Source organism: Amycolatopsis nalaikhensis, assembly GCF_030264295.1.
Taxonomy (GTDB): domain Bacteria; phylum Actinomycetota; class Actinomycetes; order Mycobacteriales; family Pseudonocardiaceae; genus Amycolatopsis; species Amycolatopsis nalaikhensis.
Genome location: NZ_CP127173.1, coordinates 8616103 through 8642506 on the forward strand (window position 1 = coordinate 8616103; position 26404 = coordinate 8642506).

General features: G+C 72.3%; 24 protein-coding genes. 11 read left to right on the forward strand and 13 right to left on the reverse strand.

Translation table 11 applies throughout. The features are described from left to right. Position 1: 1 nt before the first annotated feature. Together QP939_RS41810 and QP939_RS41815 are read right to left on the reverse strand one after the other, a co-directional pair. Positions 2-127 carry a hypothetical protein gene (locus QP939_RS41810; protein WP_285452182.1) on the reverse strand — a complete coding sequence of 42 codons (126 nt, stop codon included), beginning with the start codon at positions 125-127 and terminating at the stop codon, positions 2-4. An 84-nt stretch (positions 128-211) separates the two neighbouring features. After that, positions 212-1006 (reverse strand): SDR family NAD(P)-dependent oxidoreductase, encoded by a 795-nt coding sequence (locus QP939_RS41815; RefSeq protein ID WP_285452183.1) that lies wholly within the window; start codon positions 1004-1006, stop codon positions 212-214. A gap of 188 nt (positions 1007-1194) precedes the next feature. On the opposite strand from QP939_RS41815, the gene QP939_RS41820 reads away from it, so the two are divergent. Continuing rightward, positions 1195-1845 (forward strand): LysE family transporter, encoded by a 651-nt coding sequence (locus QP939_RS41820; protein WP_434219604.1) that lies wholly within the window; start codon positions 1195-1197, stop codon positions 1843-1845. 111 nt (positions 1846-1956) lie between these two features. Next, complete coding sequence (locus QP939_RS41825; RefSeq protein ID WP_285452184.1) at positions 1957-2664, forward strand: DUF6008 family protein; 708 nt, start codon at positions 1957-1959, stop codon at positions 2662-2664. Here the strand turns inward: QP939_RS41825 and QP939_RS41830 are convergent. Both QP939_RS41830 and QP939_RS41835 read right to left on the reverse strand, forming a co-directional pair. Beyond that, positions 2645-6745, reverse strand: coding sequence for a beta-galactosidase (locus QP939_RS41830; RefSeq protein WP_285452185.1), 4101 nt, complete (start codon positions 6743-6745; stop codon positions 2645-2647). The two genes, QP939_RS41825 and QP939_RS41830, sit on opposite strands and share 20 nt — an antisense overlap. Positions 6746-6933: 188 nt before the next feature. Further along, a complete protein-coding gene (locus tag QP939_RS41835; RefSeq protein WP_285459968.1) occupies positions 6934-7977 on the reverse strand; it encodes a LacI family DNA-binding transcriptional regulator in 1044 nt (347 codons plus the stop codon). 259 nt (positions 7978-8236) lie between these two features. Here QP939_RS41835 and QP939_RS41840 point away from each other — a divergent pair, with 259 nt between their 5' ends. From QP939_RS41840 to QP939_RS41850, 3 genes are read left to right on the forward strand one after another with little or no spacing between them, the layout of a single operon-like run. Then, a complete protein-coding gene (locus tag QP939_RS41840; RefSeq protein WP_285452187.1) occupies positions 8237-8989 on the forward strand; it encodes a FadR/GntR family transcriptional regulator in 753 nt (250 codons plus the stop codon). An 11-nt stretch (positions 8990-9000) separates the two neighbouring features. Further along, complete coding sequence (locus QP939_RS41845; protein WP_285452188.1) at positions 9001-9711, forward strand: sulfite exporter TauE/SafE family protein; 711 nt, start codon at positions 9001-9003, stop codon at positions 9709-9711. Between the two features lie 30 nt (positions 9712-9741). Then, positions 9742-10752 (forward strand): 1-aminocyclopropane-1-carboxylate deaminase/D-cysteine desulfhydrase, encoded by a 1011-nt coding sequence (locus QP939_RS41850; RefSeq protein ID WP_285452189.1) that lies wholly within the window; start codon positions 9742-9744, stop codon positions 10750-10752. Here the strand turns inward: QP939_RS41850 and QP939_RS41855 are convergent. Together QP939_RS41855 and QP939_RS41860 are read right to left on the reverse strand one after the other, a co-directional pair. After that, complete coding sequence (locus QP939_RS41855; protein WP_285452190.1) at positions 10749-11729, reverse strand: IS481 family transposase; 981 nt, start codon at positions 11727-11729, stop codon at positions 10749-10751. The two genes, QP939_RS41850 and QP939_RS41855, sit on opposite strands and share 4 nt — an antisense overlap. A gap of 54 nt (positions 11730-11783) precedes the next feature. Then, on the reverse strand, positions 11784-12440 hold the full coding sequence (locus tag QP939_RS41860; protein ID WP_285452192.1) for a helix-turn-helix transcriptional regulator: 657 nt from the start codon (positions 12438-12440) through the stop codon (positions 11784-11786). 86 nt (positions 12441-12526) lie between these two features. Between QP939_RS41860 and folE the strand changes: the two genes are divergently transcribed. After that, on the forward strand, positions 12527-13147 hold the full coding sequence (gene folE, locus QP939_RS41865; RefSeq protein WP_285452193.1) for a GTP cyclohydrolase I FolE: 621 nt from the start codon (positions 12527-12529) through the stop codon (positions 13145-13147). Between the two features lie 7 nt (positions 13148-13154). Next, entirely contained in the window at positions 13155-14360 is a 1206-nt protein-coding gene (locus QP939_RS41870; RefSeq protein ID WP_285452195.1) for an NAD(P)/FAD-dependent oxidoreductase, read from the forward strand. Positions 14361-14420: 60 nt separating this feature from the next. On the opposite strand, the gene QP939_RS41875 is transcribed toward QP939_RS41870, so the two are convergent. The 4 genes from QP939_RS41875 to QP939_RS41890 all read right to left on the reverse strand — a co-directional run bounded on the left by QP939_RS41875 (position 14421) and on the right by QP939_RS41890 (position 17694). Further along, the gene (locus QP939_RS41875) at positions 14421-14705 is read right to left on the reverse strand and encodes a hypothetical protein (protein ID WP_285452196.1); all 285 of its coding nucleotides are present in this window, start codon (positions 14703-14705) and stop codon (positions 14421-14423) included. A gap of 262 nt (positions 14706-14967) precedes the next feature. After that, entirely contained in the window at positions 14968-15627 is a 660-nt protein-coding gene (locus QP939_RS41880; RefSeq protein WP_285452197.1) for a response regulator, read from the reverse strand. Beyond that, positions 15624-17126, reverse strand: a complete 1503-nt coding sequence (locus tag QP939_RS41885) for a GAF domain-containing sensor histidine kinase (protein ID WP_285459969.1) — start codon at positions 17124-17126, stop codon at positions 15624-15626. The genes QP939_RS41880 and QP939_RS41885 overlap by 4 nt, the downstream gene beginning before the upstream one ends. A 166-nt stretch (positions 17127-17292) precedes the next feature. Further along, entirely contained in the window at positions 17293-17694 is a 402-nt protein-coding gene (locus QP939_RS41890) for a pyridoxamine 5'-phosphate oxidase family protein (RefSeq protein WP_285452199.1), read from the reverse strand. A 238-nt stretch (positions 17695-17932) separates the two neighbouring features. Here QP939_RS41890 and QP939_RS41895 point away from each other — a divergent pair, with 238 nt between their 5' ends. Then, entirely contained in the window at positions 17933-18550 is a 618-nt protein-coding gene (locus tag QP939_RS41895) for a sigma-70 family RNA polymerase sigma factor (protein WP_285452201.1), read from the forward strand. Positions 18551-18626: 76 nt separating this feature from the next. Here QP939_RS41895 and QP939_RS41900 read toward each other — a convergent pair whose 3' ends face one another. Then, positions 18627-20036 (reverse strand): MFS transporter, encoded by a 1410-nt coding sequence (locus tag QP939_RS41900; protein WP_285452202.1) that lies wholly within the window; start codon positions 20034-20036, stop codon positions 18627-18629. A gap of 177 nt (positions 20037-20213) precedes the next feature. Next, complete coding sequence (locus QP939_RS41905; RefSeq protein ID WP_285452203.1) at positions 20214-21008, reverse strand: IclR family transcriptional regulator; 795 nt, start codon at positions 21006-21008, stop codon at positions 20214-20216. 116 nt (positions 21009-21124) lie between these two features. Here QP939_RS41905 and QP939_RS41910 point away from each other — a divergent pair, with 116 nt between their 5' ends. The 3 genes from QP939_RS41910 to QP939_RS41920 all read left to right on the forward strand — a co-directional run bounded on the left by QP939_RS41910 (position 21125) and on the right by QP939_RS41920 (position 25080). Continuing rightward, positions 21125-22342: a CaiB/BaiF CoA transferase family protein gene (locus QP939_RS41910; protein ID WP_285452205.1), complete on the forward strand. Its 1218-nt coding sequence runs from the start codon at positions 21125-21127 to the stop codon at positions 22340-22342. Between the two features lie 2 nt (positions 22343-22344). Beyond that, positions 22345-23247, forward strand: coding sequence for a hydroxymethylglutaryl-CoA lyase (locus QP939_RS41915; protein WP_285452206.1), 903 nt, complete (start codon positions 22345-22347; stop codon positions 23245-23247). A gap of 402 nt (positions 23248-23649) precedes the next feature. Then, positions 23650-25080 carry a DUF1996 domain-containing protein gene (locus QP939_RS41920; protein ID WP_285452207.1) on the forward strand — a complete coding sequence of 477 codons (1431 nt, stop codon included), beginning with the start codon at positions 23650-23652 and terminating at the stop codon, positions 25078-25080. 7 nt (positions 25081-25087) lie between these two features. On the opposite strand, the gene QP939_RS41925 is transcribed toward QP939_RS41920, so the two are convergent. Next, a complete protein-coding gene (locus tag QP939_RS41925; protein ID WP_285452209.1) occupies positions 25088-26347 on the reverse strand; it encodes an MFS transporter in 1260 nt (419 codons plus the stop codon). Between the last annotated feature and the right edge of the window lie 57 nt (positions 26348-26404).

The following is a 26404-nucleotide window of genomic DNA, read 5'->3' on the forward strand; positions in this document are numbered from 1 at the left end:
GTCAGACGTTCATGGCCAGCCACAGCGCCACCCACGCGGCGGCGGCGAGCAAGGCGCCCGTCGCCGCCGCGAGGAGGACGCGCCGCAGGCCGCGGGCGGGCTTCGCCGGTGTCTCGATGTGGTCCATGAACTCGATCATGAACCACGGAGCCGGATCCGCCCAGCCGGCGCCCTCGTCCGGGCGACCCCTGCGCGGGGTACCCCGGCGTCGTCAGGGCACGATCGAGTCGACGTACCCGCCGTCGACGCGCACCGCGGCGCCGGTGGTCGCCGAGGCGAACGGGGAGCTGAGGTACACCACGAGGTTCGCGATCTCCTCGGGCTCGATCAGCCGCTGCAGCAGGGACTGCGGCCGGTGCCGCTTCATGAACTCGCGCTGGGCCTCGTCCCACGGCAGGTCCTTGTCCACCAGCTCGTAGACGAACTCCTCGACCCCGCCGGTGTGCGTCGGGCCCGCGATCACCGCGTTGACCGTGACGCCGGTGCCCGCCGCGTGCTTGGCGAACCCGCGGGACACGCCGAGCAGCGCCGTCTTCGACACTCCATAGTGGATCATCTCGGCCGGGATCACGACGGCGGAGTCGCTGGCGATGTACTGGATCCGGCCCCAGCCGCGTTCGGTCATGCCGGGCAGGTAGGCGCGGGTGAGCCGGACCGCGGCCAGGACGTTGACCTCGAAGTAGCGCCGCCAGTCGGCGTCGGTGATCTCGAGGGGCTCCTGGGCGCCGAAGATGCCGAGGTTGTTGACCAGGATGTCGGCGTCGGGCACCGCTTCGACGACCTGGGCGGCACCCGCCTCGTCGGAGACGTCGCCCGGGGCGGCGAGCAGGTCGGCGTCCGGCAGCGTCTCCTTCAGGCTTGCCATGGCCTTCCGGACACCGGTGTCGCTGCGGCCGTTGATCGCGACCCGCGCCCCCGCGCCCGCGAGCCCCGCCGCGATCGCCGCGCCGATGCCCTGGGTGGACCCGGTGACCAGCGCCGTCTTCCCGCTCAGGTCGACCCGCATGCGTGAAAGCCCTTTCTCGCCTCGTCCCGCCCTCGGGCCGATTCAAGCACAGCTCGCCGGGCCGCACCGGCTGGGAAATCCGGTTGCCGCCGCGGGGGCCCGGCCGCCACCATCTGCCCCATGACCACGCACCGCATGCCGCTCCTGCCGACCGTCGCCGCGACCACCGCGCCGGTCCAGCAGCAGCCGTGCCGTCCGCGGAGGCCCTCCCGCCCGCTGCCGTGACCGGCGCGCTGGTCGCCGGCCTGCTGGCCGGCTACGGCATCGCGATCCCGGTCGGCGCCGTCGCCACCTACCTCGTCGCGCTCACCGCCCGCACGTCGCTGCGGACCGGGCTGGCCGCCGCGCTCGGCGTCGCCAGCGCCGACGGGCTGTACGCCCTGGTCGCCGTGCTGGGCGGGGCCGCGATCGCGGGCGTCGTGACGCCGGTCGCCGGTCCGCTGCGGCTCGTTTCGGCGGGTGTCCTCGTCGTCCTGGCGGTTCGCGGCGCCTGGCAGGCGCTGCGTTCGCACCGGGCCGCCACCGCGCGTCCGGTGACCCCGCTCGCACCCGGCCGCGCCTACGTCAGCCTGCTCGGCATCACGCTGGTGAACCCGACGACGGTCGTCTACTTCACCGCGCTGGTCGTCGGCGACCGCGCCGGCACCGCCGTGTCGGTGCTCGAGCAAGGCGTGTTCGTCGTCGCCGCGTTCGCCGCCTCGGCGAGCTGGCAAGCCCTGCTGGCCGGCGGCGGAGCCCTGCTCGGGCGGCTCCTCACCGGGCCGCGCGGACGGCTGACGACGGCACTCGTGTCGAGCGCGGTGATCACCGCCCTGGCCGTCCGACTTGTCCTCGGTTGAGCGAAAAACCGTTGCGGTGTAACAGTTTGTCCTGTTCTCCGCCGCACCGTGGAAGACGTCTCCCGGCCGCGTGCCCGCCTAGTCTCGGGGAACCGAGGACGGGAGGCGGCCATGACCATGCCGATGACGGCGATGTCCGGGTGGGACGTCGCGGGGGCGACGCTGCTCGTGCTGTGGGCGCTCGCCATGTGGGCCGCGGTGGGCGTGCTGGCGTACGCGAACCGCGGCCCGGTGCGGCCCTGGGTGTACCGCGGCGCGGTCGCGGTGATCGGCCTGGGTGTGCTCGGGCAGCTCGGGCACGTCCAGGAGCACATCGCGCAGGCCGGGTACTGGCTCGGCCACCCCAACGCCCCGGCCTGGATGACGCCGTGGGGCACCGGGCTGGCCGACGGGCTGCAGATGCTGCTGCCCGCCCGCAAGACGTTCGGCATGGAACTGCTGCACCTCACCGGCAACTTCATCTTCCTGGCGGGGCTCGCCGGGGTCATGGTGATCACGCGGCGGGCCGTGGGCACCCGCGCCCGCCGGTGGGCGAAGATGGGCGTCTGGATGCAGGGCCTGCACGGGCTCGAGCACCTGGTCCTGACGCTGTCGGTGGCCTTCGGCGCGCCGCGGGCGATCGGGCTGTCGACGTTCTTCGGTCTCGTCGACCCGGGTCCGGGGCTGACCACCTACCGCGTCTGGTGGCACTTCGTCGCGAACGTCGTGGGCTCGATCATCTTCGGGCTCGCGGTGTACCACCTGTGGCGCGAACGCCGGCAGGTCCGCGCCACCTTCCTGCTCCGGCCGCTGCCGTCGCTCACCGACCGGGCGGCGTGACGCAGGTCAGCGTCGGCACCGCCCAGTCCGCGTGGTCGAGCCCGTTGCCGTCGCCGCCGTCGCTCACCAGGAGGTCCAGGACCTGGGCCCCGGTGACGTCGACGTCGACCGGCACGGCCGCCTGGCCGCCCTTGACCACCGGCGTCGTCACGCGGGTGACGCCGTCGACCGACACGCTGAAGGCGACGCTGCCGCCGGTGCCGGTTTCGCCGTCGACGCCGACCGAGGCGGTGAGGCGGGTGCACGTGCCTGCGAGGTAGAGCTGCACGTCGCTGGCCGCGTGCACGCCCAGGCCCTTCGCGTAGGCCACCCCGCCGATGGTCATCGGCTTGCCGTCGCCCGCGGCCGCCTCGCCGTTGCTCGTGTCGCGTTCGACCGGGCCCCAGCCATTCGTCGCGGTCAGGAACGGCAGCGAACTGACGGCGACCTGGCCCGCGGGAGGCGCCGGGGGCACGGCGCCGACGATCCGTTCGCCGGTCACCGACCCCGGTTTGCCCGCCTGCCGGTAGGCCACGGCGACCTTCAGCGCCGCGGTGTCCACTGTGGAAGGTGCGGTGACGGGCCACGAGAACGTCACCTCGTGCCCGCTTTCGATCCGCGAGACCGACGGCGGGGACGCGGCACCGACCGTCCAGCCCGCCGGGGCGGTGAGCACCGGCTTGACGTCGAACACCGTCGGCGCGTCCGCGGGCACCCGCACGGTCGCCGACGCGGCGAACCGCTCGCCGCCCGACACGGTGTCCGGCGCGGTCAACGCGACCGCCGCGGTCGGCGCGGGCGGCATCGCGTACCGCACCGCGTCGTAGCCGGGCGAGGCGTTCTGCCGGACGGCCAGGGACGAGCGGTAGCTGCCGTAGTTCGTCCAGCTGATCTTGCCGAGCCCGCCGGTGCTGCCGTCGAGGTTCCACACCGCGACGGCGATCGTGTTGTGGCCGTTGGGGTTCAGGATCCCGGTGGGGATCGGGAAGCTGTGCTGCGGCCCGAGGTAGTTGACGTACTGGCCGAGCTGCCAGCCGTTGACGAAGAGCAGCGCCCGGTACTGCCGCCCGGGGTCGTCGGTGATGGTGAGCCCGAGCGAAGTGTCCTGGCCGTGCGGCAGGTCGAGGTCGGCGGTCGTCCGGTACCACGAGACGCCGGGCGTGGTGTCCTGGGCCGGGAGCGTCGTGGCCGTCCAGCGCGCGTCCGGGAAGCCGGGCAGCGACCAGCCCGCGCGCTCGCCGTAGAGGCCGCCGGTGTTGAGCGGGCCGCGGACCGGGTCGAGCCCGGTCTCGCCACCCCGGACGCCCTGCAGCCGCCAGGTGACCGACGTCAGCGGCGTCCCGGTCAGCCGCGCGGCGGTGAGCCCGCGGGCGGCCTTGTTGCCGTTGGCGGCGCCGTAGTCCTCTTCGTGGCCCATGTTGACGGTCAGCACGGAGATCTCGTTGTCCCCTTGGCGCAGTGCGCCCGCCGGGAAGGCGAAGGTGTGTTGCGGGTCCTTCGAGCTGTCGAGGAAGACGCCGTTGAGCCACGCCGAGAACGCGCCCGCCGGGCCGCCGCTCTGGCTCGCCAGGGTGATGCCGGTCTGCCGCCCGTCGCCGGTGAAGTGGCCGCGGTACCAGGTGTTGCCGGTGTGGAAGCCGTAGTCGTCGGCGAAGAGCACGGGTTTCGTGCCGAGGGCCGTCGAGCTGTTGGTGGTGTCCTTGTCGGCCACCGGCCACGCCGAGTCGTCGAAGCCGGGCTGGCTCTCGGGCGACTCCTGCTGGTGCTTCCAGCCGGTCAGGGCGGGCAGGGTCACGGGCTTCGCGGTCGGGGCCGTGGCGGTGAGGCTGCCGCTCGGCGTCGGCGTCACCGAGACCGGGAAGCCGTTCCAGGACAGGGTTTTCGCGGTGCTGAAGACCTCGAACGCGCCGTCGGTGCCGGTGTCGCCGGTCAAGGCGAGGGTGCCGGACCCGGCGGCCGCCGTCCGGACCAGGTGCGTGCCGCGGATCAGCACCGGGCCCGCCGCGGTGTCCTGGCGCCAGAACGTCGCCGCCGTCGCCTTGTCGGCGAGCAGCAGGAGCAGCGGCCGCGCGCCGGGGGCCGTGACGAGCACCCGGGTCAGGCCGTCATGGGTGTAGTTCAGCCGCAGGTCACCGCGGGTAGCGTCCCAAGTGGACGTCGCGTTTCCGTCGAGCACGCGCACGGACGGCTGCTGCGCGAAGCGCAGGACGGTCTCGCCAGGGCCGCCGTGGTCGCCGTAGAGCACCGCGACGTCGCGATCGCCGATGGCCGCGGTGGTCATGATCTCCGACGTCGAGTACTGCATCCGCGTCCCGCCGAGGTCGTACCCGGCGACCAGGATCTTCGACTGGCGGCCGTTCAGCGTGACGCCGGTGCCGGGCTGCTGCGGTACCACCGGGTAGTAGTCGGCGCTGCCGGAGAGCAGGTCGACGGCGTCCACGACCACGAACGGCCCGGTCGCCGCGGCGTTCTTCTGCCCGGTGACGACGAGCTTCAGCGTGTGCGCCCCGGCGGGCAGGCCGCGCACCTCGTAACCGGTCACCTGGTTCTGCTTGCTCGCCGAATAGAGGTCGACGCTGTCCACCTTGGCCCCGTCGAGGTAGACGTCGGCGATGCCGTGGTTGCCGTCCTTCGAGGTCACCCACCGGATTCCGGTGCCGGTGAACGGGATGCTCACGCTGTCGCCGGTGACCTCCGAAAAGGACTCGGTGTGCTGGTAGTCGCCGCCGGTGTAGTTCACCTCGGGTCCGACGTGGCTCCAGGTGCCGGTGTAGCCGACCTCGGGCGCGCGGTCGTCGTAGGTGTACCCGGCGTGCGCGGCGAGGTCGAGCGCGAGGCTGGTGGTGTTCGTCGCGGTCGACGTCGAGTCGGTGTGGCGCAGGGTGTGGAACTGCGTGCGGGTGTCCGGGTTGATCCGGGCGGTGTCGGTGAGGGCCGGGTCGGTCAGCGGCGCTCCCGCCAGCCCGTCGGTCTTGGTCAGCGGCGCGACCGACTGCGTGAAGTACCCGATCAGCTTGTCCTCGTCGTACTTCGGGTCGAACTGGCGGGCTTCGGTGATCGCGGCGCCGTAGTCGTAGGAGGTGTAGTTCTGGGGGATCGCGCTCCAGCCCCACGACGTGCCGCCGTGCAGCATGTAGAAGCTCTGGCCGGTCGCGCCGACCGCGATGTTCTGCTTGTAGAAGACGTTCGCGAACTGGTCGTTGATCAGCTGGGCGCACTTCTCGTAGCCCGGGCCGCCCCACGGGTCGAAGGCGCCGCCCTGGAACTCGGCGGTGAGCAGCGGTTTCCCGGGGACGTGGTCGTAGCTGATGTCGGGCACGCCGTTCCACCGCGTGGGGTTCGAACAGTCGAAGCCCTGCGGGTAGGAGTCGGCGGCGTCGACGTCGAGCGCGGCCGCACCGGAGTTGAAGGTGCCGTTGTTGTTGCCGACGAGCGGGACGGTGATGCCGTCGGCGCGGGCCTTGTCCTCGAGGTGCTTCATGTACGCGCGGCCGTCGGCGTTGCCGTTGTAGTACTCGTTTTCGACCTGGTAGGCGAGCACGCTGCCGGTGCCGTTCGTCAGCTGGTGGCGCGCGATGATCCGGTCGATCTGCGTCTGCCACTCGTCGGAGTACTTCAGGTAGACGGGATCGGCGCTGCGGGTGTGGCCGGGCGTGGTGGACAGCCAGGTCGGGAAGCCGCCGCCGTCGACCTCGGCGTTGATGTAGGGGCCGGGCCGCGCGATGACGTAGAGCCCGGCCTGCTGCGCCATGTCGAGGAGCTTGTCGAGGTCCCGGATGCCGCTGAAGTCGTAGACGCCCTGGCGCGGCGAGTGGTAGCCCCAGTCGAAGTAGAGCGACGTCGCGTTGAACCCGGCGGCCTTCATCTTCTGGAAGATGTCGAGCCACAGGTCCGGGCTCGGCAGCCGGTAGGAGTGGAACTCGCCGGACCACAGGTAGGTCCGGTGCCCGTCGACCAGGAAGGAGTAGCCGTCGTAGGTGACGGTGTGGCCCGCGGGTTGCGGGGCCGCCGCGGCGGCCTGCGGGACGGTCACCCCGGCGAGGCCGAAGACGACGGCGAGGAAGGCGGCGAACAGCGTCCGGGAACGGCGGGCGAGGCGCATGCGGGGGACCTCCGGGAACGGCACTGAACCGAACACGATCCTTTGCCGATCCAACAGAAGCGGTCAAGACACAACACCGGGATGGATCAGTGCCGAGGTTGTGTTAGCGCTAACAGTCCGCACGAAGTGTCTTGAATGACTCATTCAGGTCTTCGGAGGTCTTGAATGACTCATTCAAGACGCGGGTGTCAGCGGGGGCCGGTGCTCTCCCGCACGATCAGCTCGGCGGGCACGAGGTGCCGCACCCGGACGTCGCCGCCGCCCATCCGGTCTTCGAGCAACCCGAACGTCCGGCGGCCGACTTCGATGAAGTCCTGGCGGACCGTCGTCAGCGGCGGCGTGAAGTAGGCCGCCTCCGGGACGTCGTCGAACCCGGCGAGGTGGACGTCCTCCGGGACGCGGATCCCCGCCTCCGTGAACGCCCGCAGCAGGCCCAGCGCCATCTGGTCGTTGGCCGAGAACACCGCCTTGAGCCCGCGTTTGCCCGCCAGGACCCGGCCCGCCTCGTAGCCCGAGCGCGGGCTCCAGTCACCGCGGACCACGGCCGGGACCCGCAGGCCGCGCCGCTCCAGCGTCTCGCGCCAGCCGCGTTCGCGGTCCCTGGCCTCGAGCCAGTCTTCCGGGCCCGCCAGGTGGTAGACCGTCCGGTGGCCCAGTGCCAGCAGGTGTTCGGTGGCGCGGCGGGCACCGTCGTACTGGTCGACGGAGATCACCGGGACCGGCGCGGCTTCGCCGCCACCCACGGCCACCAGCGGGATGTCCGCGGGCGCGGCCGCCAGCGCGCGACCGGCGGTGACGTGCGGGGCGATCACCACGATCCCCTCGACCGCCTGGCGCCGCAGGCTTTCCACGGCGTCCCCGATCGACGTCCGGCCGGGGCGGGTGACGCTGCAGATCGCGATCCCGTACCCGGCTTCGCGCGCGGCGTTTTCGATGCCGTACAAGGTGCTCGCGGGCCCGTAGAGGTTCGACTCGAGGGCGACGACACCGAGCGTCCCGGACCGGCCGGTGACGAGCGTCCGCGCGGCCGTGTTGGGCCGGTAGCCGAGCTTCTGCACGGCGGCGAGAACCCGCTCGCGGGTTTCCGGCCGCACCGGGCCGCTCTCGTTGACCACCCGGGAGACGGTCATGTGCGAAACCCCGGCCATCCCGGCGACGTCGGCCAGGCTGGGCTGCCGCGACCCCGGCGGCACCGTCCTGGCCTGCTCCCCCGCCTTCGCCCGGTCCACCACCCTGGCCCCCTCCGTCTCGCGCTGTCTCACCACCCCGAGACGGTACCGCCGAATCGCCGCCGACCGGTCCTCCCGCGCCGGACCGGCCCCAAGCGCCCCAAGGCCACATTGGTTGCGTCAGACGCACCCAAGGCGGCCTTCGGTGCGTGAGACGCAACCAAGGCCGCCTTGGGGTGCTGGCGACCCGACAACAGCGGCGGGCGACTTGTCCGACTTTCTTGGCTGATATGTCTTACATATCGTGCTACCGTCGGGACCCGTGGAAGCCACCCAGGGCACCTCCGCCGGGCTGCGGATCGCCGCCGAGGTACGGGCTCGCATCGACGACGGGCGCTGGCCCGCCGGGACCGTCCTGCCCACCGAACTGGCGCTGGCCGCCGAGTTCGCGGTCAGCCGCCCGTCGGTGCGCGAGGCCCTCAGCGCGCTCCAGTTCGCCGGGTACGTCGAGCCACGGCGGCGGCGCGGCACCGTCGTGCTCGGCGGCTCGCCCGTTCCCGGTGCCGCCCGGCACGTCCGGGCCGCGCGAACCTTCGAGGAGGTCGTCGACCTGCTCGAAGCGCGGCTCGTCCTCGAACCGGCCGTGCTCCGGCTCGCCGCGGCCGATCCGGACCCCGCCGCCCTCGACGAGGCGCACGACGCCGTCGCCGGGATGGCGCTCGTGACCGCGGGCGACACGATCCCGGCGGACACCGACCACCGGCTGCACGCCGCCATCGCCGGGGTCTGCCGGAACCCGGACCTGCGCGAGCAAGTCCGGACGCTGCTCGAACGCGCGTCCGGCCCGGTCTGGCGGGAAACCCAAGCGGCCGCGTGGGCCGACGGGGCCCGGCAGGCCCGGGCCTGGACGGCGGACCACCGCGAAGTCGTCGCCGCACTCGCCCGCGGGGACGGCGACGCCGCGGCCGCCGCGGCACGCCGGCACCTGCTGTCCGCTGTGGACAATGCCGCCGCCTGCCCCGCCCTGCCGCCGTCCCAGCTGCGCCGGCTGCACCGGCTCCGAGAGTCGTGCTAGGCGTCCTGCTCGTGGCACTGCCGGTCGGGGTGTGCATCGGGACCGTCGGCATCGGCGGCGTGCTGCTGCCGCCCGCGCTCACCGGCCTCGCCGGGCTCGACATCCACGCGGCGGCCGGCACGAGCAGCTGGTGCTTCCTGTTCACCGGGCTCGTCGGCACCCTCGGTTACGCCCGGCACCAGGCGATGCCGTGGCGGTTCGGCGGCCTGCTCACCCTCGGCGCGGCCCCGGCCGCCGCGGCCGGCGCGCTCGTGAACGGCCTCGTCCCGGCCACCGCGCTCTGGCTCGTGCTGGCCGTGGTGACCGCCGGGTCCGGTGGGTACAACCTCTGGGCCCGCCCGCGCGAGGCCCGGGAACTGCCCGCGGCCGCGGCGGTCGGGGTCGGCGCGGCCGTCGGGTTCGGCTCGGCGCTCACCGGCACCGGCGGGCCCGTGCTCCTGGTGCCGGTGCTGCTGGCGCTCGGCGTGCCCGCGTTGACGACGATCGCGGCCGGGCAGCTGATCCAGCTCCCGCTCGTCGGCTTCGCGACGCTCGGTTACGCGGCGCAGGGGTCCGTCCACTTCGGACTCGGCACTGCCCTCGGCGTGCTGGCCGGGGCCGGCACGTTCCTCGGAACCCGCCTGGCCAGACGACTCCGGGGACAGCACCTGCACCGCGTCGCCTCCGCCGCACTGGTCGGCTTCGGCGGCTTCCTCTTCACCCTGCCGTTCCTCCCGCGCTAGAAAGGCTCCGTCGCCAGAAAGGACGTGCCCGTGGACCTCACGACCCGGCTCGCCCGCTTCCCGCGCGAACACCTGGCCCTGACCCCGACCCCGCTGGACGAGCTTTCCCGTCTCTCGGCCGAGCTCGGCCCCCGCGTCCTGCTCAAGCGCGACGACCTCACCGGCCTCGCCCTCGGCGGCGACAAACCCCGCAAGCTCGAATACGAACTCGCCCGCGCCCGCCGGGACGGCGCGGACGTCGTGGTGACGTGCGGCTCGATGCAGAGCAACCACGCCCGCCTGACCACCGCGGCCGCCCGGCGGCTCGGCATGGACTGCACGGTCGTGCTCAGCCGCGACGCCTACGACGAGTTCCAGGGCAACCTGCTGACCGTGCGGCTGCTCGGCGCCGACGTCCGGGTCGTCGACGTCGCCGACCACTGGGGTCTCGACACCCACGTCCAGGCGGTGTGCGACGAGCTGCGTGCGGCCGGGCGGCGGCCGCACGCCGTCCCGATCAGCGGGACCACCCCGCACAGCTGCCTCGGCTACGTCCGGGCCGGCCTAGAACTCGCCGCCCAATTGCGCGAACGCGGTGAGCGCCCGGACGCCGTCTACCTGCCGTTCGGCACCGGCGGGATCTTCACCGCGGTGACGCTCGCCTTGCGGGACCAGGGTTTCCCGTGCCCGGTCATCGGCATCAGCGTCAACCAGGACCGAGACGCGTGCCAGGCGGACTACCGGCACTGGTGGGGCGAACTGACCGCGTTGCTGGAGATCGGCGCGCCGCCGCCGGAGGTCGAGATCCACGACGAGTTCGTCGGACGCGAGTACGGCGACCCGACCGAGGCGTGCCTCGACGCGATCCTCCTGCTGGCGCGCACCGAAGGCGTCCTGCTCGACCCCGTCTACAGCGGCAAGACCTTCGCCGGGTTCCTCGCCCACCAGGCGGCCGGGCGCTGGGGTGCCGGGCACCGCGTGGTGGTGCTGCACAGCGGCGGCGTGCCCGCGCTGTTCGCCTACCACGACGCCTTGGCCGAGCACCTGGCCAAACGCGGCTAGGTGTGCTGCTGCTTCTGGTCGTTGACACCCTGGGATGGGGGTTGGGTCTTCTGTAGCAGCCTCTCATACGGGGTCTGGCCGTCCAGGCCGCCGTGCGGGCGGTGGTAGTTGTAGTAGTCCTCCCATTCCTTGAGCTTGTCGTTGAAGGCGCCGATGTCGCCGAGGACGACACCGTCGAGCAGCCGATAGAACTCCTCGGCGTCGATGCGGTGCGAACGCTCGACCTTCCCGTTGAGCCGCGGCGTGGCGGGCCTGATGTAGACGTGCCCGATGCCTTGGTCGAGCAGATGCCAGTGGAACGCGGACTGGAATTCCGCACCGTTGTCAGTCTGGATCTTCTCGACCTGGAACGGCAGCCGGGACAGCACGTAGTCCAAGAACTGGATCGCGGTCTTCTGATCGGAGCGGGGATAGATCCGCAGGATCCGCAGGCGAGTGCAGTCGTCGATGGCGGTGTACTGGTAGTACCGCTTCTTCCGGCCGGCGTCGGTGGTGATCGGTTCGACGAACTTGACGTCGATCTGCAACTGGTGGCCGGGGCGCTGCTTCTCATACCGCTTCCACCGCTGCTGGTGGCGTTTGTAGCGCTGAGACGCCGGCAGCCGGCTCATGCCCAGGCGTTTGAGGATGCGGTAGATCGTGGAGTGGCCGATCTCCTGGTCGTGATAGCGGCGCAGGTACATCTCGATCTTCAGCGGGCCGAAGTGGTAGTGCTGGCGCAGGTGGATGATCTTCTCGACCACCTCGGGAGGAGTGATCGTCGGGCAGTGCAGCGGGGCGCTCGAGCGGTCCTTCAGCCCGTCGATGCCCTCGTCCTCGTAGCGGCGTTTCCACCGGTAGAACACGGTCCGGCTGATGCCGTAGTAGCGGCAGGTCGCCGCGACGTTGCCGCTGACTTCTTCGGCGTGACGAAGGACGGCCAGGCGCCGGTTTGCACGCCTGACCAGGTCCTTCTCACTCCATACTCGCTCAGCCATGGGCCTCCCTTGATCAGGAGCCCAGACTGTCAACAACCTCTGTCAGTTTTAGAGCTAGGCGCGGGTGAGGCGGACGCAGCAGAAGCCGGGGCGCGGGGCCAGCTTCGCCCGCAGGCCGCGCTCGCCGACGCCGGCCAGCATGCCTTCGACGAGCCCGAGGTTCATCTCGCAGACCAGCCGCGTGTGCGTGCGGGCGAGCCGGTGGAACGGGCAGTTCGCGAGCAGCACCTCGCCGTCCTCGGTGCGCGGTTCGAAGCCGTGTTCTTCGAGCGTGCCGATGATCTCCGTGGCGCCTTCGGCGAGCTCCGCGCCCGTCTCACGGGCCCGGCGCCCCAGCACTTCCCGCGGCGAGCCGCCGGTCTCGTCGGCTTCCTCGATCGCCCCCGCGAGCAGCTGACCAGCGAGTTCGTACTGCCGCTCGGGCAGGGAGACGCACACCTGCCGGTCGGATCGGCGGTAGAGCTTCGCCGGGCGGCCCGCGCCCGGCCCGCTGCGCCCGGTGCGGCGCTCGTGCCCGACGGCGAGGAGCCGTTCGTCCACCAGGCGGTCGAGGTGGAACGCGACGGTCGCACGCGGCACGCTGAGGGCGGCGGCGACGTCGTCCCGGCTCACCGGCTCCGGCTGGCGGACGACGTACTCGTACAACCGGCGCCGGGTCGGCTCGTCGAGCGCCGCCACCGCGGCCAGCGCGCCGGCCTGGGACTTGTGCATCTCCGCACTCTAAAACAAATAATCGTTGACGAAAACCCCCGCGGGCTTCTAATGTCGGCCCGACTTGGTTTTACAAGGAGGCTTCCGTGACCGTCGAACCCGTCAGCGAACCCATTCCGCTGCGGCACCTCGGTGTCGTTCACGACCGTGACGCGATGGACCTGCGCGCGGCGGAACGCGCGGTCGCCGACCTGCTGCGCGCGCTCGGGAAGGACCCCGGCTCCGAGCACCTGCACGACACCCCGCGCCGCGTGGCCAACGCGTACGCGGAGATGCTGCGCCCGCGCGACTTCCAGCTGACGACGTTCCCCAACGACGAGGGCTACGACGAGCTGGTGCTGGCGAAGAGCATCCCCGTGCAGTCGCTGTGCGAGCACCACCTGCTGCCCTTCCGCGGCGTCGCGCACGTCGGGTACCTGCCCGGCGAGCGCATCCTCGGGCTGTCGAAGCTCGCCCGCGTCGTCGAGCTGTTCGCGCGCGACCTGCAGGTGCAGGAACGGCTGACCAAGCAGGTCGCCGACTGGCTGCAGGAGCACCTGGCCCCGAAGGGCGTCGGCGTCGTGATCGAGGCCGAGCACCTGTGCATGTCGCTGCGCGGGGTGCGGGCGAACGGGGCGCTGACCGTGACGTCGTCCCTGCACGGCATGCTGCGCGAGGAACCCAAGACCCGGCAGGAGTTCTTCGCCCTGACCGGCGTGCACGGCTGAGGCCGCCATGGACACCCACGTCATCGTCGGAGGCGGGCTCACCGGCGCCAAGGCCGCGGAAACCCTGCGCGCCGAAGGGTTTTCCGGCCGCGTCGTCGTGGTCGGCGCGGAGCCGGACCTGCCGTACGAGCGGCCACCGCTGTCGAAGGGCTACCTGCTCGGCCAGGACGACCGGGCGTCGGTGTTCGTCCACGACGAGCAGTGGTACGCCGACCAGCGCGTCGAAGTCCTGACCGGACGGCGCGTGACGGCCCTGGACCGCGCCGCCCACGAAGTCGAGCTGGCCGGCGGCGAGCGCCTCGGCTACACGAAGCTGCTGCTCGCGACCGGCGCGTCGCCGCGACGGCTGCGCGTGCCGGGCAACGACCTCAAGGGCGTCCACTACCTGCGCCGCCTCGCGCACGCCGATCGGCTGCGCGACGCGCTGGCGTCCGGCGGGCGCGTCGTCGTCGCGGGCGCGGGCTGGATCGGGCTGGAAACCGCGGCCGCGGCCCGGACTTACGGCTGCGAGGTCGCGGTCGTCGAACCGGCCGGATCGCCGCTGCACGCGGCGCTCGGGCCGGAACTGGGCGGGTTCTTCGCCGACCTGCACCGCCGCCACGGCGTGGACCTGCGGCTCGGCACGACCGTGACGGGCTTCGCGGGCGACTCGGCGGTCACGGCGGTCCAGACCAACCAAGACGAGATCCCGGCCGACGCGGTCGTCGTCGGCATCGGCGCGCGCCCCGAGACCCAGCTGGCCGAAGAGGCGGGCTTGGCCGTCGACGACGGCGTCTGCGTCGACGCCGGGTTCCGCACGGAGGACCCGGACATCTTCGCGGCGGGCGACGTCGCCAGCGCGTGGCACCCGGCGTACGAGCGCCGGATCCGGGTCGAGCACTGGGCGGCGGCCACCAACGGCGGCCCGGCGGCGGCGCGCTCGATGCTCGGGCACGAAGTCGTCCACGACGAGCTGCCGTACTTCTTCTCGGACCAGTACGACGTGGGCATGGAGTTCACGGGCTGGTTCCCGCCCGGCGGCTACGACCGCGTGGTGACCCGCGGGACCGACGAGGCGTTCCACGCGTACTGGCTCGCGGACGGCCGCGTGGTCGCCGGAATGCACGTGAACCAGTGGGACGAGGGCCTCGACGCGGTGCGCAAGCTGATCGCCGACGGCCGACCGGTCGACGCGGACCGGCTCGCCGACCCGGCGGCGCCGCTGCCGGGCTAGCTCCTCGCCGAGCCGGGCGCCACGGGCGCGATACCCGCGGCCGTCCCAAAACCCGCCCGCCTAGTCCTCGCGCCGGTGCCGCCCGCCGCTGCGGCTGCCGGTGATCACCCGCATCCGCAGCACCAGATCACCCCGCCGGGCCCGGCGCGCGTACTCCAGCAACGCCTCCACCTGCTCCCGCGGCAGCCATCCCTGGTGCGCGCCGGCCTCCAGGCGCAGCAGATGGGTCACCAGCTCGCGCGACTCCTCGTCGTGCTCACCGGCCAGCTCCGCGAACCGGGACGCCGACTCGGCTTCACCGTCGCACCAAGCCGTCATCGCCAGGAGCGTCGCCGTGGCGGTCATGATGTCTCCACGGTGGACACCGCCCTCCGCCGCCAGGTGCTCCGCCAGCTGGAAGCTGCGTGTCCCGACCCCTCCCGCTCCTTCCCGGAGCACCGCTTCCGCGAGTGCCCGGATCTGCCGCGTGACATAGTCCCCGCTCGACAACCCCGCCATGCCGTCCCCTCCGCCGCGCACGGAACCCGTGCGGTCACCCGACAGGTGTACTGCATCGGCGCCTGGATACGTCGAACCCCCCACCGGTTACGGCCGAACAGCCGGAAATTCAGCCCGATCGACCAGGCTCGCCGCGCCGTTGAGACATGTAGACGGCTGCGGAGGTGCGCCGCTCGACCCCGAGCTTGTGCAGCACCGACGACACGTAGTTCTTCACCGTCTTCTCGGCCAGGAACAGCCGCGCGGCGATCTGGCGGTTCGTCAGGCCCTCCGCGACGAGGTCGAGGACCCGCCGCTCCTGGGGGCTGAGCTGCTCGTACCGCGGGTCCGGCGCCGAGACGTCCGCCCCGCGCAGCTTGTTCATCACCGAGGCCGTCAAGTTCGCGTCCAGCAGCGACCCGCCGACGGCGACCGTGCGGACGGCCTCGACCAGCGACCGGCCGGAAACCTGCTTCAGCATGTACCCGGCCGCGCCCGCCATGATCGCGCCGAACAGCGCGTCGTCGTCCGAATAGGACGTCAGCATCAGGCACGCCGGCGGCGGCTCGACCGTCGAGCGGATCTCGCGGCACACCTCGACGCCCTGGCCGTCCGGCAGCCGGACGTCGAGGATCGCCACGTCCGGGCGGGACTGCGGGATCCGGACCAGCGCCTCGGCCGCCGTCGCCGCCTCCCCGACAACGTCGATGTCCTCTTCGGACTCGAAGACGGTCTTCAGCCCGGTCCGGACCAGCTCGTGGTCGTCGAGCAGGAATACCGAGATCGTCATCGTCCACTCCCATGCTCGCCGGCGTGCGCCGGCAGCTCGGCCGTCCATTCCAGCCGGGAACCGCCGCCCTCGGCGGCCACCAGCCCGCAGTTCCCGCTCCACCGTGCCGCACGGGCCGCCAGGTTGGCGAGCCCGCTGACCCGGCCGGGTCCGGGCGGCGGCCCGGCCCCGTCGTCGCGCACCACCAGGTTCAGCCGCCTGCCGAGCGGGTCCACGGTGACCTCGACCGAGCACGTGGTCGCCCCGGCGTGGCGCGCGACGTTCGTCAGCGCCTCGCGCAGGGACGCGGTCAGGTCGGTGCGGACCGCGTCCGGCACGGCGGCGTCCAGGGGCCCGTCGAAGCCGACGCGCGGCTCGAAACCCAGGGTGTCCCGGGCGTCGAGGGCCACCCGCAGCAGCTCCGCGCGGAGGCTGCCCTGCGCCTGCGCCGGTGCCTGCAGCGAGAAGATGCTGTTGCGGATCTCGCGGATCGTGCCGTCGAGGTCCTGGGCGAACCCGGCGACGCGCGCGGCGACCGCCGGGTCGGCGATCAGCCTGCTCACCCCCTCCAGGCCGAGGCCGGTCGCGAAGAGCCGCTGGATCACCAGGTCGTGGAGGTCGCGGGCGATCCGGTCGCGGTCTTCGAACACCGCCAGCCGCTGGCGCGCCTCCTGCGCGCGGGAGAACTCGACGGCGAGCGCTGCGTGCCCGGCGAACGTCTCGGCGAGCTGGACGTCGGAGTCGGTGAACGGCGACTTGTCCCGGAACTTGGCCACCACCAGCACCCCGAGGGTGTCTTCGCCGACGAGCAGCGGCACCGAGATGGCCGAGTCCAGGTCCTTGATCATGGCCGGCATCGGCCCGGCGCGGTCGCGCTGCTGTTCCTGGACGCGTTCGCCGTAGTCGCGGACCACGACCGGGCGGCGGGTGGTGAACGCGACACCGGTCGCGGTGCCTTCGGCGGGCACGGTCAGGCCGATGAGCCGGTCGGCGTCCTCCCCCGGCGGCTCGACGACGTCGAACACGAGCTCGGCGGGCCCGGTGGGCCGCGCGATGGCGCCCGCGGTCCCGCCCGCGACGACGCGGGCCCGCTCGGCGATCAGCCGGAGCGTGGCGCGCAGGTCCTGGGCGCCGAGCAGCGCTTCGGTGACGTCGTAGGACGCCTCGAGCCAGCGTTCGCGGCGGCGCATCTGGTCGACGAGCAGTGCCTTCTCGACCGCCATCCCGGTCGCCGCGGTGAGCGCGCTCAGCACCTCCCGTTCGCGGCGGTTGAACTCGCCGCCGTCGCCGGGCTCGACCACGAGGGTGCCGAACGTGCGCGTCCCGGCGCGGACCGGCAGCTCGACCGCGCCGTCCCCCGGCCTGCCCCGGCCGTACTCGGCGACGCCGCCTTCCGCCAGCTCCAGCCGGGCGCGGCGCGCGCCGAGCAGCTCGCCCGTCGCCGTCACCGCGCGTTCCAGCAGCGACGGCAGCTCGAGTTCGCGGGCGATGCTCCCGACCGCGGCGAGGATCGCCGGCATGCTGATTTCGTCCGCCACGTCCCGTCGACCCCGTCGGCTCCGACCCGATCCCGGGCTTGCCCCGGGCCGTCAAGGGTGCCACAAGCCACTGCCCGTGACGGCCCAATCCGGTTCGTCCATCCGGTGGGTCGATCGGGGGACGGCCACTGTTACGGCGATCGGCGGATCACTCCGCGTGACAGGCGATGCGGTGCCCGGTGATGGTCTCGGCGGGGATGCGCAGGAAGCGGTGGCCCGTGCCGCCCCGGCAGGGGCACAGGCAGGCGATCTCGGCGACGTCGGTGGACTCGGTGGCGCGGCCCAGCAGGCTGACGAACCAGCCGGCGCCCAGGTCGTCGGCGAAGTCGTCGGCCTCGAACGCCACGACGGCGTCGCGCGCCCCTGCGTAGAGCGGGCTGCCCGCCTGCGCGGCGAACACGACCGCGTCGTCGACGACCGCGAACCGCACCGGGCGGACCGCGGGCATCGCGCGGTGGGTGAAGATCACCCGGCCGAGGCTCGCCGTCCGGAGCAGCGCCAGGCACTGCTGCCGGTCGAGCAGCAGCCCGAAGCCCACGTCATCCACCATCGTCAACCTGTGTTTCTCCGTCGTCCACCCCGGAGGGCAAGCGTGATCGGTCCGCGCGGTCCGTCGATAGGGCCGTTCGGCCCGGCCACCCGCGCGACGGCGCGCGAGGCACGCCGGAGGGCCGCGCGCCAGGGCCGGAAGACCCTGGTCGTCGCGGCCTTCGGGCCGGTGTCACGGGCACTAGGCGTCACCTAGCGTCGTGACGGTCCGTTGCCGTCCGGGGAAGAGGTGAAGCCCGATGCCGCCGCACTCCGCCGAGGGTGACCGCGCGCCCGCGGCGACGTTCGCCCTCGCCCCCGAGCTGGTGCGGTCGGCGATGACCGGGAACCGCGCGGCGGTGGCCGCGGTGCTGCGCGAACTGCGCCCGATCGTGTTCCGCTACTGCCTCGGCCGGCTCGGAACGTGGCAGGACGGCTCGTCGGACGCGGAGGACTGCGCTCAGGACGTGCTGCTCGCGGTGGTCCGCGCGCTGCCCGGCTACCGCTACAAGGTCGACGGGTTCCTGCCGTTCGTGTTCGGGATCGCGGCGCACAAGGTGTCCGACGTCCACCGGCGGCGGGCCCGCGACCGCACGAGCCCGGTCGCCGAGCCGCCCGCCGACCGCTGGGTGGGCACGGACCCGACCGGCGAGGAGGTCGAACGCTCCGCCGCGCTCGACTGGTCCGAGGGCCTGCTCGACACGCTCCCGCCGCGCCAGCGCGAGATCCTGGTGCTGCGGATCATCCTCGGCATGACAGCGGAGGAGACGGCCGAGGCGGTCGGCCTCAGCAGCGCGGGCGCGGTGCGCGTGGCCCAGCACCGCGCGCTGACCACCCTGCGGCGCGGGCTGCTCGCGCAGAAACGGGAAGCTTCGTAGGCCGCGAGCGGGAAAGTCCACTGTGGCCGCCTCGTCGTCGGCACCGCCCGGTTGCCGATCGACGAGGCGGCGGCGGTCAGCGAATCGGCTGCGAGGGGGCCGTGGCCGGGACGTCGTCGTTCACGCTCTCCAGGCGGCGGCCCGTCGTCCTCGGGCCGAGAACCGCGATGTCGAGCGCGACCACCACCAGCGCTCCCGCGACCACCAGGAACAGCGTCGTCGGGCCGTGCGCGGCGAGCAGCGGCACCAGCACGAACGGCATCGCGCCGCTCGCCAGGCGCGACAGCGAGTACGTGCCGCTCGACGCCGTCGAGCGCAACGCCGTCGGGAAGATCTCGGCCTGGTAGATGTGGTACGCGTTCGAGAACACGTTGCTGGTCGCCGTGTACAGGAAGCCGAACACGAGGATCAGCGCCATCGATCCGGCGTAGCCGAACGCGATGCCGAACACCGCCATCGCCAGCACCGAGCCGACGACGAGGTACTTGCGCTCCACGCGTTCCACGATCGGCAGCGACAGCGCCGAGCCGACCGGGTAGCCGAGGTAGGTCAGCGCGGCGAACAGCAGCGACTGCGAAACGGCGTACCCCTTGGCGGCCAGCACGAGCGGCACCAGCGTGCCGAACCCGTAGTAGCCGAGGGTCTGCAGGATGTGGAAGACGACCATCATCCAGGTGCGGCGGCGCTGCGCGGGGGCGAACAGCTCGAGCACCGGCGCGGCGGCGCGCTTGCGGGTGGTGCCGCGCGGCGGGGCCACGTTCTCGTTGACGCCGCCGCGGGCCTCGGCCTCCATGCCGGCCACCAGGTGCTCGGCCTCTTCGGTGCGGCCGACCGACTCCAGCCACCGCGGCGACTCGGGCAGCCCGCGCCGCAGCAGGAAGACCGCGCCCGCGCCGAGCGCGCCGATCACGAACAGCCAGCGCCAGCCCGCGATGCCGAAGATCTCGTGCTCGGTCAGCCCGCGGGCCAGGAAGCCGACGACCGGGAAGCCACAGAAGGCGAGCGTGTACGCCCAGGCGATGAAGCGGCCGCGCTTGCGGGCGGGCAGCAGGTCGGTGAGGTAGGTGTCGGCCAGTGGCGGCTCCGCGCCCAGGCCGATGCCTGCGAAGAACCGCGTCACCAGCAGCATCAGCGCGCCGCCGCTGAAGGCGCCGAGCAGCGAGAAGAACGAGTACAGGCCGAGGTTGAGCAGGAACGCGCCGCGGCGGCCGTAGCGGTCGGCGAGCCTGCCGAGCAGCAGGGCGCCGAAGAACATGCCGACGAACGTCGACGCGAGCAGCGGCGGCAGCTCCGCCTTGGTCAGGTTGAACTCTTCGACGAGCACCGAGCTCAGCACGCCGGTCAGGAAGACCTCGTAGAAGTCGAAGAACAGGCCGAGCCCGACGGCGACGGTGGCCCGGCGGTGCGTGCGGGTGATGGGCAGCCGGTCGAGCCGGCCCGCGATGGTGCCGGCGTCCGGCACGGCGGCGTCGGGGATGTTCGCCATCCGTCGTCTCCTTTGACTTCTCCACTATGTGGTTGGCCGACTCATAATGTGACGTGCGGCGGGCGGAGTCAAGGACTCGCGGACCGAAGACAGGATGAGTCAGGCCCGAACCGCCCTCCACTCGGGGGACAATCCGGGCATCAGGGCACAACAGTGGCGAACCGGCGGAAAAGAAGGTCAGAGACCCGCGACCTGCTCCACGCCCGGCCGGTACCCGAGCCGCTCGGAAGCCCGGCGGCCCGCCTCCACCACGATCGGCGCCAGCCGCGGCACGTCGGCCGGGGTCATCCGCTGGGTCGGCGCGCCGATCCCGATCGCCGCGCTGACCTCGCCGTTCAAGCCGAACACCGGGGCGCTCAGCGACGCCGCGCCGAGGTCGCGCTCCTCGAAGCTCGACGCGTACCCCGCCTCGCGGATCTGCCGGAGCTGCTCGGACAGCAGCTCGATGTCGACGACCGTGCGCGGGGTGAAGCGGGCCAGCCCGTGGCCGATCGCGTCCTTGACCGCCAGCTTGTCCCAGGCCAGGAACACCTTGCCCGCCGAGCCGGCGTGCAGCGGCATCACCATCCCGACCACGAACAGCCGCACCACCGGGTGCCGCGACTCGGCCAGGGAGATCACCGTGCGGTAGGCGCCGTCGCGGACGTACAGGCAGGCCGTTTCGCCCGTTTCGTCACGCAGTTGGTGCAGCACCGGCCGCGTCAGGCGGACCAGGTCGAGGCCGAACGTGCCCGGCGCCGCCCAGCGGACCAGGCCGAGGCCGACCCGGTAGGTGTCGTCGTAGCGGTCGAGGAACCCTTCGCGCACCAGGTTGTGCACCAGCCGCTGGCACGTGCTCGCCGGCAGCCCGGTCGACCGGGTGATCTGCTGCAGCGTCAGCTCGGGGTTGTCGATGGTGAACGACTCGAGGATCTGCTTGAACTTGCGCAGCACCAGCACCGGCGTCGTGCCGCTGCGTTCTTCGTCCGCCATCGCCCCGCCCCGTGCCCGTGGTGTGCCGCACAGTCTATCCACGCTCGAACCGGTTGACTCCGCGACTCGCGCCCGTATTCTGAGTTAGCAACTCACATAGTGGTTTGGAGTCGGGCATGAGTGAACAAACCGGGCCGCTCTCCGGCATCCGGGTGGTCGAACTGGGCAACTTCATCGCCGCGCCCACGGCCGGGCGCCTCCTGGCCGACTTCGGCGCCGACGTCGTCAAGGTCGAGCGCCCCGGCACCGGTGACGAGCTCCGCCGCTGGCGGCTGCACGCGGGCGACACCTCCCTGCTGTTCCGCACACTGGGCCGCAACAAGCGCTCGGTGACCGTCGACCTGCGCCGCCCCGAAGGCCAGGACATCGTCCGCGCGCTGGCCGCCCGCAGCGACGTCCTGCTCGAGAACTTCCGGCCCGGCACCCTGGAACGCTGGGGCCTCGGCCCGGACGAGCTGCGCGCGCTCAACCCGCGGCTGGTCGTCGTCCGCGTGTCCGGCTACGGCCAGACCGGCCCCTACCGCGACCGGCCCGGCTTCGGCGGCGTCGCCGAGGCGATCGGCGGCCTGCGCGCGCTCACCGGCTACCCCGACCGGCCGCCGACGCGGGTCGGCGTCAGCCTCGCCGACTCCGTCGCCGGGCTCTACGCGGTGATCGGCGCGCTGATGGGCCTGCTCCGGCGCGACCGCGAGCCGGGCGCGAACCCGGGCGAGGTGGTCGACGTCGCGCTGTACGAAGCCGTGTACTCGCTGATGGAGTCGCTGATCCCGGACTTCGAGGCGTTCGGCGTCGTGCGCGGCCCGGCGGGCTCCGCGCTGCCCGGGGTGGCGCCCTCCAACACCTACCGCTGCGCCGACGGGAAGTACATCGTGGTCAGCGGCAACGGCGACGCGATCTTCCGCCGCCTGATGCACGCCGTCGGCCGCGCCGACCTGGCGGACGACCCGCGGTTCGCGGACAACGCCGGCCGCGTCGCGCACGCCGGGCTGCTCGACGACGCGATCGGCGCGTGGACGGCGACCCTCACCCAGGAAGCCGCCGAGGCCGTGCTGCGGGCGGCGTCCGTCCCGTGTGGACCGATCCTCACCGCCCCCGACATCGCCAAGGACCCGCACTTCGAGGCGCGCGGCATGCACGAGCGGCACCGCGTCCGCCTGGACGGCGACCGCGAAACCGAAGTCACCTTCCCCGGCATCGTGCCGACCCTGACCGAGCGGCCCGGCCGGACCCGCGCGCTCGGGCCGGAGCTGGGCGAACACACCGAGGCCGTGCTCGCCGAGCTCGGCGTCCCCGGCGAGGCGGTCGCCCGCCTGCGCGAGAACGGAGTGATCTGACCATGACCGAAGTCCTCATCACCGAGGTCGTGCTGCGGGACGGGCTGCAGGACGAGCCCGTCACCGTTCCCACGTACGAGAAGGTGCGGCTCGCCCGCGGCCTGATCGACGCGGGCGTGCGGTCGCTGGAGGTCGGCTCGTTCGTCTCGGCGCGCCGGGTGCCGCAGATGGCCGACACCGGGGACGTGCTGCGGACCCTCCTGCCGGACGTGCCCGCGACCCTGCACACACTGGTGTTCACCGAACGCGGGGCGCGGCAGGCGATCGACGCGGGCGCGCGAGCGGTCCGGCTGGTGGTTTCGGCCAGCGACGGGCACAGCACCGCCAACGCGGGCGTCCCGACCGACGCGGCGCTGGACCGGCTGGCGGGGTGCGCGGAACTCCTGTCCGAAGCGGGCGTCGCGATCGAAGCGTCGGTGGCGACGGCGTTCGTGTGCCCGTTCGACGGCGACACCGACCCCGACCGCACGGCCGACGTGGCCGCGCGCCTGGGGAAAATGGGCGCGCGCGTGGTCCACCTCGCGGACACGATCGGCGCGGCGCGGCCGAGCCAGGTGCGCGCCGCGGTCTCCGCGGTGCGCGACGAGCTGCCCGACGTCCCGCTGGGGCTGCACCTGCACAACACCTACGGCCGCGCGGCGGCCAACGCGTGGGAGGGGCTCGCGCTCGGGATCCGCCGGTTCGACTCGGCACTGGGCGGGCTCGGCGGCTGCCCGTTCGCGCCGGGCGCGTCGGGCAACGTCGCGACCGACGACCTCGTCGACTTCTTCCACGGCGAAGGCATCGCGACCGGCATCGACGTCGAAAAGCTGGCCGCACTGCGCGACCAGGTGGGCCTGGCGGTGGGCCACCGGCTCGATTCGGCGTTGTCGGCGATCCCGGCGGTTCCCGCCGCACTCCGCTGAACGAAAAAGGGCGCATTCCCGCTATTTCCGCGTGACAATTCGACCGGAGGGCATTCCTGGCGCTTCACCGAGTAGTACGGACCCGGGTTCGGATCGGTTCAAACTTTTTTCCCGAGCGGTCGCGACCTGGGCAAACCCGTTGCCCGGCTACGGAAACCGAAAGCGGTCATGACGGCTCGTAATGGCTAAAACAGTTCTTGCCCGGTGTCAAAACGCCGTGTAGGTTCCATCACGGAACGATAACCAGCCGGTTGACGGCGCGGCCACGGGCAGGTGACCGCGCGCCCACTGATGTCGGGTCAGTGGACCAGCCGCCGGGCGTTCCGTCGCCGACTCACGGGCACGCGCGTGCCCGTTCAGTGTCGTGCGTTCCCGCCAGCCCGACACCCGGAGGATTTCCGCATGTCCCGCACCCAAGGACGGCATCGCCTTTCCCGCAGAACGAAGATCGCCACCGGCGGCCTCGCCCTCGCGATCGCCGTCGGCGGCATCGTCGTCGCCACGACCACCGGCACCACCGGTGAAGCCAGCGCCGACGAAGCCGATCCCGCGTTCTACATCGACATCCTGAAGGTGAAGCCGAACCAGTTCGACCCGCGCCCGGTCACCGGCGCGTCGACCGGCACCTTCACCGTCGACTGCGGCCGCAACGAGAACGGCCACTTCAACCCGGACAACTTCATCGCCCAGCCCGGTGTCCGCAACGGCGCCCAGCACCTGCACGACTACGTCGGCAACCTCTCGACGAACGCCGACTCGAACAACAAGAGCCTCGTGCGGGCCGGCACGACGTGCCGGAACGGCGACAAGTCCGCCTACTTCTGGCCCGTCGTGCGCATCGACACCGGCGAAGAGGAGAAGAACGAGCCCGCGAAGAAGCCCGACGCCGACCGCGCGCAGGCCGACCAGGAGGCCAAGACCGTCCAGGTCGCCTGCCCGGACGTCGCCAGCAAGCTCGCCGACGTCCCCGACCAGGCGATGGCCGAAGTGGACGCCAACCTCGACCAGCTCGACACCCAGACCGACGAGGCCAACAAGCGCATCGCCGAGACGCAGGGCCAGGGCGGCGCGGACTTCGTGCGCAACGCGATCCTGAACCCGCTCAAGGACCGCCGCGCCGCGATCATCGACCGCATCGCCATCGCGATCGGCCGGTTCGCGCCGAAGCCGGGCGACCTGGGCGGCCTCGCGCCGTGCGCCCCGAAGCCCGGCAAGGACACCGGCACGCCGACACCGCCGCCGAGCACCACGGCGGGTGGCGCGCTGCCCGGCCAGGACGAGAACAACGAGCTGCCCGGCAACGACGGGGAAATCCAGCGCCCGCAACGAGTCCAGCTGACCTTCCGCGGCAGCCCGGTGGGCAAGGTCGTGGCGATGCCGCGGTTCCTGCGCGTGCTCTACGGCGACGCGAAGGTGTCGACCAACGGCCCGGCCAACGCACGGGCGAGCTGGACGTGCACCGGCTTCGAGAACCGCGTCACCGACAAGTACCCGATCTGCCCGCAGAACAGCAAGGTCAAGCGGATCCACACGTTCCCGAGCTGCTGGGACGGGAAGAACACCGACAGCGCCAACCACCGCACGCACATCGTGTTCCCGGATCAGTTCGGCCGGTGCGCGAAGGGGTTCAAGGCCGTGCCGCAGCTGCAGATCTCGCTGACCTACGACATCCCGCACGACGTCCAGGTCAAGAAGCAGTACAAAGTGGACGCTTTCCCGCAGGAGAAGCACAACCCGCTGTCCGACCACGACGACTTCGCCAACGTGATGTCCCAGCGCATCATGAACGGGCTGGTCAACTGCGTGAACCGCGGGCGGACCTGCCGCGCGTGACGCCGGGTCACCCGCGGCCCGGTTCCCGGGGTGCCGCGGTCTCGCTCTCGAGGCCGCGGCACCCCGGTTCGCGTTCGGCCGCGGCGAGGGCGGGTTCGGTCACCACGAAGAGCCCGAGCACCACGGCGAACGCGGGCACCGCCATCACGGCGAACACCACCGGCAACCCGAAGGCCTGCGCGATCGCCCCGCCGGCGAGCGCGCCGAGGGACTTGGTGCCCCAGGCGACCAGGCGGTGGCTGCTGTTGAGCCGGCCGAGCAGCCGGTCGGGCGTGAGCCGCTGGCGCAGGGACACCATCACGACGTTCGACACCAGGATTCCCGCGCCACCGGCGAAGAACGCCACGCCGACGGCGTACGGGTTCGTCGTCACCGCGAGCGCGCCGACGGGCAGCCCGCCCGCGAGCCACGACACCCAGAGCGCGCGGACGCGACCCAGCAGGCGTTCCACCCGCTCGGCGAGCAGCGACCCGGCCAGGCCGCCCGCGGCGATGGTGGCCATCAGCAGCCCGAACGCCGGTTCCGACAACCCCATCGCCGAGTCCGGCCCGACCGCGTGCAGCACGAGGACCGCGAAGACGGCGCCGGTCGCGAAGTTGAACGTGCCGACCATGACCGAGAACGTCCGCAATACTCTGTGCCGCACCAGGAAGCGCAGGCCTTCGGCGATGTCGGAGCGGAGCGTCGTGCGTCGCTCGCGCGGGACCCGGTAAGTGCCGCGCACCAGCAGCAGGGCCGCGACGGCTACCGCCCACAGCGCCACCGGCGTGATGAACGCGGCGACGGCTCCGGCCGCGGCCAGCACCCCGGCCAGTGGCGGACCGGCGAACTCGTTGGCCGTCTGCTCGGCGGCGAACACCCGGCCGTTGGCCCGCGCCAGCTCCGCCCGCCCGACGACCTGCGGGACGATCGACTGCGCGGCCGTGTCGTAGATCGTCTCAGCCGTCCCGGTCGCCGCGGCGACGACGTAGAGCGCCCAGATCGACCCCGCACCGAAGGCGGTCAGCAGCGTGACGGCCGCGAGCAGGCCACCGCGGACGACGTTGGCGCCGAGCATCGCGCGTCGGCGGTCGAGCCGGTCGACCAGCGCGCCGGCGGGCAGTGCGAAGAGCAGCCACGGGAGCGTGAAGGCGAAGGCGAGCCCGGCGATGAGGGCGGGCGACCGCGTGTACCCGACCGCGACCAGCGGCAGGGCGACCTTGAGGACGCCGTCGGCGAGGCTGGACAGGCCGGCGGCGGTCCACAGCCGCCAGAAGGTGGCGCTCATTGATGGAGGATCGCACATCGATGGGGTTTTCTCCATCGATGTGACTGGATTCCATCG